We start from the raw sequence: 10,645 nt of genomic DNA, 5'->3' as shown, positions 1-10,645 counted from the left end.
AAAGTCGCCCTTTGTGGCCAAGTCGTTTTTGAGGGTGTCTTGAGTTTCATCAAATTCCCGCCTGACATCCTGGATTTCCCGCTTAACCTCCTGAATATCGTTCTTGGTGGCCAAGTCGTTTTTATAGGCATCTTGTGTTTCGCTGAAAACCCGAGCCATGCCCTTGGCCTGGGCATCGTCAAAGCCGGAGGCTTTGAGAGTTTCCACAAATTTGAGGGTATCGAATGCAATCGCAGTCATGGCAACCTCCTTCGCTCACTTCAATATAGCTGATTCACTCCCCACAATGCCACTCGAATTGTTTTTCGCTTTTTTTCGCAGCCTCCAGCCCCCAGCCTATCTGTAAAGCAGCCACAGGATGCCCCAGGCCAGGGTCAAGAGTGTGATGGGAATTCCGGCGACCAGATAGGCGCGGAAGGAGAGGGTGACATTCTGTTTTTGGGCGGTTTCGGCGACGATCAGGTTGGCGACCGAGCCGAGCAGGGTGAGATTGCCGGCCAGGGTGGAGGCCATGGCCAGGGTGAGCCAGGCGGTTTCGGGGGTGGGCAACAGTTCCACCACCGGTCGCAGCAGAAGAACCGCCGGCACATTGGAGACCAAGTTGCTGAGCAGGGCACCGATCAGGGTCAGAGAGGGAACGTCCAGATGCTGCCCGACATTCAACTCCTGAAAAATCCAACGGCTCAGACCGGTGGTTTCCACGGCGCGGGTGACCACGAAAAGTGCGGCGAAAAAGACCAGCAGACTCCAGTCGATTTCCCTGAAAACGGCTTCTGGTGATGTTTTGCGGGTGATCAACAGCAGGGAAGCGGCGCTCAGAGCGGCCATGGCGACCGGCATGCCCAGCAGCAGGGCCAGCAAAAGCAGGGCAGAAACGGCAAAATTTTTACGAATGAAAGACTGGGATGGGGGTCCAGGGGGAAGGGCTGCGCCCTTCCCCCTGGCGGGGTCCGGGGCAGCGCCCCGCAAACGGCTTACAGTCGGTTCAAGATCGACGGTTTCAGGCAAGGATTTCCAGGTGTGACGATAGAGAAAAACCAGGAGAATCCAGGCGATGATCAATCCGCCCAGGGCCACCGGGGCCAGGGCAAACAGAAAACGCTGGTAGGGGATGCCGGAGGCCATGCCGATGAGCATGTTCTGGGGATTGCCGATGATCGTGGCCACGGAACCGATGTTGGCCGAGGTGGCCAGGCCCATGAGAAAGGGTACCGGCGGCAGACCCGAAGCCCGCACCACCTCCACCACGAGCGGGGTCAGGGCCAGGACGACGGTATCGTTGACAAAGAGCGCGGAAAGGATACCCGAGAGCAGCATCAATCCGGCCAGCAAACCTGCCGGCGGCAGGGCACGGGTGATCGTCCAGCGGGCCACCCATTGAAAAAAGCCGGCCCAGCGCAGATGAACATTGACCACCATCATGGCAAGCAGCAGGACGATGGTATCCAGGTCGATGGCCTGCCAGGCCGCCGGGCGGGAAATGGCCCCCGAGAGAACCAGGGAAGTGGCCCCGACCAGACAGATGGTGGTCCGGTTCATGGCCAAACCGGGCAGACGCCCTGCCGCCACGCCCAACAAGGTCACAAGAATGATGGCCAGCCAGAGGGGTTCATGCATGACGATTTACCTTGCAAGCAGGGGATGAAAACCTCTAATGTACCCATAAACCAATACAGGGACTGTGGTGGCTGCGTGTTCCGGGCAAGCCGGACATGCTTTTCTCATTGCGGGCAGCAGGGTTTCAGACATGGAAGAGGGTACCTCTCTGGCCAATGGCATGTTCACGATCCAGCGCCGGTTGGAGCGTGGACCGTCAGGGGAGTTGTTTTTGGCCCAGGACCGGACCAACGATGCGTTGGTGGTTCTGAAGCTGCTTCCTGAATCGCTGGTTCGGGACACGGACGCCTTTTTTTCCCGGTTCAAACGGGAATTTCATCGTTATCAGACCTTGCGCCATGAGCGGATTTCCACCCTGCACGGTCATGTCTTTGATCGGGAGCGGCAGAGGCATTTTCTGGTGCGTCTCCATGCCCCCGGCGTCACCTTGGAGCAGTATCGTCTGGCCCGGCCGGGGGGACGGATTCTCTGGTCGGATGTGGTGGAGATCGGGCGGAAGATTGCGGCCATTCTGGATCAGGCCCATGCCCTTGATCTGAGCCACCGTGCCCTCAAACCGCAAAATGTCATCCTGGACCAGGATGGAGAGATTCGTCTGGTTGATTTTGGCATGGCCCATGCGGTGCGCGATCTGGTTCATCGCCTGGGGGGTGACCTGGATATCACAGCCCTGGAAAAGAGTCATCCCTACATTGCCCCGGAACAGTTTCTCCTGGAACATGTCCATGGCGAGTCCTCCCCGCGGGCAGCCCTGTATATTCAAAAAAATGGCGTGCGTCTGGTGGGGAGCGAACCCGGACCCGGCGCGGATATTTTTGCCTTGGGTGTGCTGCTTTACGAACTGGCCACGGGACGGGTTCCCTTCACGCCGGCGCAGATTGTCTCTCTGGCAACGGCCCATGGCAACAGTTCGCTGGCCGGACCGGGATTGCTGGCCGCGTTGACCGAGGCGCAAATTCGCATTGGCAACGGGACCACCCCGGGTTTTGGCACGCTTCCCCCCCTGAACGAAGCCCGCATCCGGGTCTTTGCCCGGGCACTGCATTGGCAGCCCGGGCAGCGTTTTGCCCGGGCCGGGGAGTTCATGGATGCTTTTGCTGTTGTCGCGCCGACCAGGGTCCAGGTGGACCTTTCCGTGCCTGCGGATCTCTCCTCCCCGGCAAATTCCGGGATGCCTTCTGCCAGTGCCGCTGTGGAGCTGCCGGTTGCGGCTCAGAATGCGTCTGTTTCATTGCCCGATGGCCAGGCAACGGCACCGATCCCGACCATTTCATTGGCCAATGGCGGGACAACAGCGCCGGCCCCAATCGTTGCCTTGTCCAATGGCGGGACACCGGTGCCGGCTCCAGCGGTTGCCTTGCCCAAAGGTGGGGCAGCAATGCCGGCTCCATCCATCGCATTGCCCAATGGCGGGGCAACGATACCGGCTCCATCCGTCGCATTGCCTGATGATCGGGTAGCAGCGGCAAGTGGCGGTGATCAAGCGGTGGCTCAGACCCCGTCTGTCAATTCGCTCAATGGTGGGACCATGGCGCGGGCTTCAGCGGTCGCTTCATCCTCTGGCAGGACAATGGCCCAGATCTCATCTGTCCAGGTGCCCAATGGTGGAACAACGGCGCAGGCACCCTCTGTCCAGGCGGCCAATGGTGGAACAACGGCGCAGGCACCCTCTGTCCAGGCGGCCAATGGTGGAACAACGGCGCAGGCACCCTCTGTCCAGGCGGCCAACGGTGGAACAACGGCGCAGGCACCCTCTGTCCAGGCGGCCAATGGCGGAGTCGTGGCGACAAGGACCCCCGCCCATAACCAGGTGGCTTCGTCCCGAACGACAAGCGCAGCGGCGCACAAGGCCAATGGTCCAGAGAGCCAGCCTGCCCGTCCCGAGACGTTACGTTCCTCCCTGCCATTTGTGCCGCCACCACCCCTGGTGGTGGAGCAGGATCTCCAGAGTGAACGACGTCCCCGTTCCACACGGGCCGGACTGTCCCGCCTGATGACCCATCTGTCGGTGACCCTGCTGGTTGCCGGCGGTGTGGTTGGGGCCTCGGTACTTGGATGGGCCGTCTATACCGATGAAACCAAAAACCGCTCCCGGCAACAGGCCATTGCCCAGGGAGAAGAGATGTTGGCTTCGCCTCCGGCCCTGACCGCAGGCCAGCGTGCGCCTCTGCCGGAGGATGCCCGACCCGGCATGGTGGTGGCGGCGGTGGCCACGGTTCCGGAAGATCCCGGCAAGGTGATTGCATTGCTGGCGGCGGCGGATCGGGACCTGGAATCCCTGCGTCTGCTGGCCAGTTCCGGGGATCAGGCCATTGGCCGCTATCAAGAGGTGATGCGCCTGGATCCGGGCAATACCGCCGCCCGCCAGGGGGTCGGACAGGTGGCCGAAAAATATGCCCAGGTGGCCCAGACGGCCATTGGCTATCTGTCGCGCATGGCCGTTGAGGGTGCAGTGCGGGGTACTCCCCTGCGGGAAGCGGATGGCGTTGCGGTCGCGGCCCTGCGTTCCGAACTGGATGCCAAAACCCGGGAAGCGGAACAAGAACATCGTCGGGCCGAATTGCTGGAAAAACAACTCCAGGAGGTCAAAGGGCAGATGGCACGTCTGGTGGCCCTGGAAGAGAAACTCCAGGCCTGGGAGGCCGACAAGCGCCGCATCACCGAACTGGAAAAGCAGGTGGCCGCAGCACAGGAACAAGAGGTGCGCATGCGTGATCTGGAGACCCGTCTGGCCTCGGCCCAGGCCGCCCTGGAGCGGGTCAACGAACTGGAAAAACGCCTGCGGGAAACCCAGGAACAATCCAGAAAAATGCTGATGGCCAACGCCCGTCTCCCGGCAGCGGTTCCAACCGTGGCCAAAGCGGCAACCACCCCGGCAACGGTGATGGATGTCTCTTCTTCATCCCCGACCTCGCTGGCGGCTGTTGCTCCCCCATCGGCACGTGCCGGAGGCGCGAAACCGGCTGCATCCCTGCCGGCATCGGCGGCTGTTGCCTTTCCGCCGGCACGTCCTTTGCCGACACCTGCGGCAACAGCCTCGGTCGAAGAGGGTGCCTTCATCGTGCAACTGGCAGCCCATCGCACCGCTGAAAAAGCCCTCGAAATGGAAGAGGTGTTGCACCAGAAGGTGGGCAGGGACGCAGGCATGGCCTTTTCCCGCCAAGCGGCAGAAGTTGGTGGTGCCACCTGGTATCGGGTGCGAACCGGTCCCTTTGCCAGTCGGGAAGTCGCCGAACAAGCCCTGCAAGATATCAAACAGCGGACCGGAATTTCCGGACTCGTTCTCAGGCAAGGCAGGTGGTAGGCAGACAGGGTCCGGCCCCACTCACCGTGCCGGCCACGCGCCAACCCCTTTGTTGTCGCACGGCAGCCGGAATCCGGGACCTGGGCATCCACAATGGTCGGAAGAATCGGTAAATTCCTGAATCTGGTTTTGATTTTGAATTATTGCTGCGGAAGGATGCTTGCAGGGCGGCTGTATTTTTCGTATGATTGAACGTTGTCCTCCGATAAATGGAGAATGATCCTGGACAGGAAAAACAAAATGGGCATGGAGCCGATTCCTCGGAGCTTGTTTTTTGCTCCTGGTGTTCTTATCTGAGGAATGGATGAAAATGGAATTCAAGCCGACAAAGGAGAACGTCCCGTGGTATCACTCAGCAAGGGTCAAACAGTTTCGTTGGAAAAAAGTTCGGCAACCCCCCTCACCAAGGTGGTCATGGGCCTTGGGTGGGATGCAAAAAAGAAAAAAGCGCTGTTCGGTCTGGTGAAAATGAGTCAGGATATCGATCTTGACGCTTCGTGCATTGTCTTCGACAAGAACAAGAAAATGCTTGATACGGTCTGGTTTCGGCAACTGAAGAGCAAGGACGGCTCGATCCAGCACCGCGGAGATAACCGGACCGGCGAGGGAGAAGGAGACGATGAGCAGATTGTCGTCGATCTGCCCGCTGTTTCGGCCCAGGCCAACAGCCTGGTTTTTGTGGTGAACAGCTTTTCCGGGCAAACCTTCGATGAAATCGAAAATGCCTCCTGCCGCCTGGTGGATCACCAAACCAACAATGAACTGGCCAAATATTCACTGACCGGCAGCGGCAGCCATACGGCGCAGATCATGGCCAAATTGTCCCGCGACGGCAAGGGTTGGCAGATGACCGCCATCGGCGAACAGGCATCAGGCCGGACTTTTCAGGATCTTTTGCCTGCCGTGGTCAAGTGCTTGTAACAGCCACAAGCGTGCCTGTTCCCGGATCTGCCTTGCATGAAATCCTGAGGGGCTGTCTAGCAACGTGTTCATTCAAAAAAAACGAGTGAATAACTGGGATGGAGGTCCAGGAGGAAGGGCTGTGCCCTTCCTCCTGGCGGGGTTTGGAGCTTAAGCCCCAATATAATCTTTCTTTCCAATTTTTTTATCCGAGAGTTCATGGACAGCCTCTGAGCAGGGTTGTGTCGTGTCGATCCTTGACGGTCATGACCCTGCTGCGCACTTTGCCCACAGTTACTCCAGGAAAATATTGAGGTTTGGAACATGGGTATGACCTTGACGCAAGGGGGCAATGCACCCATTCAAGCCACACGCCTGCAAGTCAGGATTGGTTGGCAACCATCCCTGCCACCGGGGATGGAACTGGATGTCAGCGCTTTTCTGCTGGCAGAATCGGGGAAGGTTAGCTCCGATGCCGACATGGTGTTTTACAATCAAAAACAATCCCCGGATGGGGCCGTGATCTTGGAAACAACGGCCGGTCCCGACAACCAGACCACCGTGTTTGCCGTGGATCTGGCGCGACTGGGCCAGGATATTCACAAGGTCGCCTTCACGGTCACCGTGGACGCCGGCGAACAGCGCGGTCAGTCCCTGGGTCAATTGCAACAATTGCAGGCCAGGCTTGTGGATGCCCTCACGGGTGCAGAGCAGCTTGAGTTTGCTTTCCCGATCCAGGGTGCCCGCGAAGTGGCCATGACCTTGATCGAAATCTATCGACGCCAGGGCCAGTGGAAAATGCGGGCCGTGGCTCAAGGGTATGCCGGCGGTCTGGCCCCGCTGGCCAGATCGTATGGCGTGGATGTCGATGAGTCGTCAGCCACGCCTCCGGTGGCACCTTCGCCGACACGGTCGCCAACCCCTCCACCTGTGGTACCCCCGGCGCAATCGCCCGCCAAAGTCAACCTGAGCAAGGTGACCTTGGAAAAAAAAGGGGAAAGCGTCAGTCTGGAAAAAAAGGAAACCGGTTACGGTCAGATCCGGATCAACCTGAACTGGTCAAAAGCCAATACGATATCGCGTGGCTTTTTTGGCCGGGCGACAAAGGGAATCGATCTGGACCTGGGATGCTTTGTCGAGTTGACCAACGGCTTCAAGACTGTCATCCAGGCCCTGGGCAACCGCTTTGGCACCCTGGAAGAGGAACCTTTCATGCAACTTTCCGGGGATGATCGCACCGGGGAGAACAGCGATGGCGAGAATCTGTTGATCAATGGGAATAAATGGAGTAGAATTAAAAGGGTTCTTGTGTATGCCTTCATCTACGAAGGAGCCCCGAACTGGAATGCCACCGATGGTGTGGTGACCGTCCATGTCCAGAACGAACCCCCCCTTGAAGTCCGTCTGACCGATGGCCGCAACGACCGGGCCATGTGCGCCATTGCCGTTTTGGAAAATGTCCAGGGGGGAATCAAAGTCACAAAACTTGCCGAGTATTTCCGTGGACAAAGCGACATGGATCGCCAATACGGATGGGGCTTCCAGTGGAGTGCTGGCAGCAAGGATTGACCGCATTGACACAATTCGAGGTGAAGCATGGGTTTTTTTGACGATCTCAAGGCCAAGGCACAACAGATGCAAAGTTCGGTCGCTGCGGAAATGACCAAATTTCGCAATCGTGACCTGATGGAGGCCATCCTGGCCAGTTGTGCCCTGGTGTCTGCCGCCGATGGCAGCGTTTCCAGCGAGGAAAAGCAAAAAATGCTCGGATACGTCCGCAATTCCGATGCCCTCAAACATTTTGACACGAATGCCGTCATCAACTCCTTTCAGCAGCATATCGGCAAACTGGAGTTTGATTATGCCCTGGGCAAGGCGGAGGCCCTGAAAGTGATCAGCAAGGTGGCCAAAAAACCGGATGAGGCGCGCCTGCTCGTGCGCGTCAGTTGTGTCATCGGGGGTTCGGACGGCCATTTTGACGAGCAGGAAAAGAAAGTCGTGCGCGAAATTTGTCGGGAACTCGGCCTGCCCCCTGCCGATTTTGATCTCTGAATCGACGAAACCCCTATTCACAACAAAAATCTAGACCGAAATCCGTCACGGGATGGGAGGAGACCTATGAGCGTCAGTCTGAGCAAGGGAGGGAATGTTTCCCTCAGCAAGGAAGAGCCTGGTTTGACCAATATTGCGGTGGGATTGGGTTGGGATATCCGGGCCACCGATGGTGCCGCCTTCGACCTGGATGCCAGCGTTTTCCTGTTGAAAGCCGACGGCAAGGTGCGTGCCGATAACGATTTTGTCTTCTACAACAACCTGCGCAGCTCCGATGGCAGTGTCGTCCACGCCGGTGACAACAAGACCGGTGCCGGTGAAGGGGATGATGAAGTCGTCCGGATCGATCTCGCCAAGGTGCCGGCGGAAATCCAGAAAATTGTCTTCTCCGTGACCATCCACGAGGCCGAAGTTCGGAAACAGAATTTTGGCATGGTTCGGAATGGATTCATCCGCGTGGTCAACGATGCCAATGCCCGGGAAATCACCCGGTATGACCTCTCCGAAGATGCCTCTACCGAAACCGCCATGATTTTCGGCGAAGTGTATCGCCACAACACCGAGTGGAAATTCCGCGCGGTCGGACAGGGCTTTGCCGGTGGTCTGGGACCCATGGCCAAAAGCTTCGGGGTCAATATCGGTTGAGTATTCCCGGGGAGAGAGAAGACCCGCCCTGTTTCTCTCTCCCCGTCTCTTTTTCACCACAGACTCACTGCAACACAGAGACATCCCCCAATGGAACATTTTGGTTTTCCCCTGGAAACGATCCTCATCTTTTGTGGGGTGATCGTGGTATCGCTTTATCTGGACCTGCATGCGCACCGGAAACAGGAGGATATCACCTTCCGGGATGCGATGCTCTGGTCCGGTTTCTGGGTGCTGATGGCCCTCGGCTTTTATGCCTATCTCTACCTGAAATTCGACAAGACCTGGGCCAACCTCTACCTGGCCGGGTATGTGCTGGAAAAATCCCTCTCGGTGGACAATCTCATGGTGTTCATCGCCATTTTCTCCAGCTTTGCCATCCATGGTGCCTTGCAACATCGAATCCTCTACTATGGCATCATCGGTGCCCTGCTTTTTCGTGCCGTTTTTGTCGTAGCCGGGACCTCCCTGTTTGCCATGAGTGCCTGGGTGGAGTATGTCTTCGCGGTCATCGTTGCCTGGAGTGGCTGGAAAATGCTCACCGCCGGAGAGACCGAAGACGAAATCAAGGATTACTCGCATCACTGGTCGGTCACCATGACCGAAAAAATGTTGCCGGTCTTTCCGCGCTTGCACGGGGGACGGTTTTTCCTGGGTCGCAAAGAGGTCGAACAGGAAAAACAGGCCGACAAGACCATCAATGTGTCCCGTGCTGCCGCTCTCTATGCCACGCCGGCTTTTCTTTGCCTCATGGCCATTGAAACGTCCGATGTCATGTTTGCCTTCGACTCGGTACCAGCCGTGATTGCGGTCACCCGCGAGCCGCTCCTGGTCTATGCGGCCATGATCTTTGCCATCCTGGGGTTGCGCTCGTTGTACTTTGTCCTGGCTGCCCTGACCCAATATCTGGTGCATCTGGCCAAGGCCGTCATTGCCCTGTTGTTCTTCATCGCAGCCAAACTGGCGCTGACGGCCACCAATCATATTTTCCACTGGCCCGGGTTTGACATCTCTCCGAACGCCAGTTTGCTGGTGGTGATTGGGGTGTTGGGGGCGGGGGTGGTGGCGTCGTTCATCTGGCCGGAGAACAAGGCAGAAAAAAACGTATGAAAAACCGGGATGGAGGTCCAGGAGGAAGGGCTGCGCCCTTCCTCCTGGTGGGTTTGAGGCAAAGCCCCAACAAAGTCTTTCATGTCAAATCGTTTCAGGCCACATCTTTCAGAAGAATTTCGTAAAAGGGACAATGGGAACACATTTTCAGTTTGTCGCTGTCTCTCCTGGGTGTGTCATCCTTGCATAACGTGCCTTCAATGAACGCGCAAAACCTCCCGCCATTTTTGCCACCGAAAAATCCGTCGAAACTGTCTGAAGTTCCGGCGAGACAGTATTCTTCCTTGCCGCATTGATTGAATTCCCAGCAATTTATTTTTTCGTCTGTTTTTTCTGGATTGTTTGAAAATTGTTTCAACTTTTTTGAAACAATAATTTTTTCCAGAAGATTGTTTTTGCTATCAATGACTTGTCTGGTGAAAAATTCGAATATGCGAAATCCATTTTCCAGATATATCAGGGTACCTGAAGGAAGATTATTTAAAACATGGCCGCGTGAATAGAGATGATCACTTTCCATGTCGATGTCAACAAAGCATTTTGAGTTTATTGTCGGGGAATGATCGCTCAAGACAAGCGCAGAATCAACTTTTATATAACGTATTCGGGCGGTGGTATGCAGGGCACCTGGGTAAGTGAGGTTGATGTCAAGCTTGTCATTGAATATGATAATCTTTTCACTTGTATCTATGGAAAAGTGGATCTGGGACAGGTTGCACATGGCGTGGTTCCTTCCGCTGAGTTGGTACGTCCAGACTGATCCGTAACTTTCAATATTTTCGGTGTCTTCAATATTTGATGAATTCTGGGCAAAAAAGTTCCCAGGCGATTTTTTCCCTTGAGGGGGGCGCAAAAGTCGGTTATAATTTTCAGAGAATAGGGTAGTTTCGTGCATGGCTCCGAGGTAGGCAGGCGGGGCCTTTTGCTTTTTTGGACAGGCCATCACTGCTTAATATCGGATTGCTGGCGACATTTTGTTGTCCTGCGGGTGGGTATTTCCTTCTATATTACTTTTAT

9 protein-coding genes are annotated in these 10,645 nt (G+C 56.6%); 6 read left to right on the top strand and 3 right to left on the bottom strand.

What is annotated here, in order from left to right; translation table 11 throughout:
* On the bottom strand, positions 1-240 hold a 240-nt coding region (locus tag HQL65_10665; protein MBF0136693.1), incomplete at its 3' end, for a hypothetical protein.
* A gap of 96 nt (positions 241-336) precedes the next feature.
* Positions 337-1,617 carry an anion transporter gene (locus tag HQL65_10660; protein ID MBF0136692.1) on the bottom strand — a complete coding sequence of 427 codons (1,281 nt, stop codon included), beginning with the start codon at positions 1,615-1,617 and terminating at the stop codon, positions 337-339.
* A 130-nt stretch (positions 1,618-1,747) separates the two neighbouring features.
* Here HQL65_10660 and HQL65_10655 point away from each other — a divergent pair, with 130 nt between their 5' ends.
* From HQL65_10655 to HQL65_10630, 6 genes are all read left to right on the top strand, one after another.
* Positions 1,748-4,921: an SPOR domain-containing protein gene (locus HQL65_10655; protein ID MBF0136691.1), complete on the top strand. Its 3,174-nt coding sequence runs from the start codon at positions 1,748-1,750 to the stop codon at positions 4,919-4,921.
* A 300-nt stretch (positions 4,922-5,221) separates the two neighbouring features.
* A complete protein-coding gene (locus tag HQL65_10650; GenBank protein ID MBF0136690.1) occupies positions 5,222-5,842 on the top strand; it encodes a TerD family protein in 621 nt (206 codons plus the stop codon).
* 309 nt (positions 5,843-6,151) lie between these two features.
* Positions 6,152-7,390 carry a TerD family protein gene (locus HQL65_10645; GenBank protein ID MBF0136689.1) on the top strand — a complete coding sequence of 413 codons (1,239 nt, stop codon included), beginning with the start codon at positions 6,152-6,154 and terminating at the stop codon, positions 7,388-7,390.
* 27 nt (positions 7,391-7,417) lie between these two features.
* On the top strand, positions 7,418-7,873 hold the full coding sequence (locus HQL65_10640; protein MBF0136688.1) for a tellurite resistance TerB family protein: 456 nt from the start codon (positions 7,418-7,420) through the stop codon (positions 7,871-7,873).
* 66 nt (positions 7,874-7,939) lie between these two features.
* Positions 7,940-8,518, top strand: coding sequence for a TerD family protein (locus HQL65_10635; GenBank protein MBF0136687.1), 579 nt, complete (start codon positions 7,940-7,942; stop codon positions 8,516-8,518).
* 90 nt (positions 8,519-8,608) lie between these two features.
* On the top strand, positions 8,609-9,628 hold the full coding sequence (locus HQL65_10630) for a TerC/Alx family metal homeostasis membrane protein (GenBank protein ID MBF0136686.1): 1,020 nt from the start codon (positions 8,609-8,611) through the stop codon (positions 9,626-9,628).
* Positions 9,629-9,722: 94 nt separating this feature from the next.
* Here HQL65_10630 and HQL65_10625 read toward each other — a convergent pair whose 3' ends face one another.
* Entirely contained in the window at positions 9,723-10,523 is an 801-nt protein-coding gene (locus HQL65_10625) for a hypothetical protein (protein MBF0136685.1), read from the bottom strand.
* Between the last annotated feature and the right edge of the window lie 122 nt (positions 10,524-10,645).

This window comes from Magnetococcales bacterium (assembly GCA_015228935.1).
In the GTDB taxonomy this organism is placed as follows: domain Bacteria; phylum Pseudomonadota; class Magnetococcia; order Magnetococcales; family DC0425bin3; genus HA3dbin3.
This window is presented reverse-complemented; position numbering and strand designations above follow the sequence as displayed.

Coding starts and splice junctions, on each gene's coding strand:
- HQL65_10660 (MBF0136692.1), bottom strand. CDS start 1,617: ATGCATGAACCCCTCTGGCTGGCCATCATTCTTGTGACCTTGTTGGGC.
- HQL65_10655 (MBF0136691.1), top strand. CDS start 1,748: ATGGAAGAGGGTACCTCTCTGGCCAATGGCATGTTCACGATCCAGCGC.
- HQL65_10650 (MBF0136690.1), top strand. CDS start 5,222: ATGGATGAAAATGGAATTCAAGCCGACAAAGGAGAACGTCCCGTGGTA.
- HQL65_10645 (MBF0136689.1), top strand. CDS start 6,152: ATGACCTTGACGCAAGGGGGCAATGCACCCATTCAAGCCACACGCCTG.
- HQL65_10640 (MBF0136688.1), top strand. CDS start 7,418: ATGGGTTTTTTTGACGATCTCAAGGCCAAGGCACAACAGATGCAAAGT.
- HQL65_10635 (MBF0136687.1), top strand. CDS start 7,940: ATGAGCGTCAGTCTGAGCAAGGGAGGGAATGTTTCCCTCAGCAAGGAA.
- HQL65_10630 (MBF0136686.1), top strand. CDS start 8,609: ATGGAACATTTTGGTTTTCCCCTGGAAACGATCCTCATCTTTTGTGGG.
- HQL65_10625 (MBF0136685.1), bottom strand. CDS start 10,523: ATGCACGAAACTACCCTATTCTCTGAAAATTATAACCGACTTTTGCGC.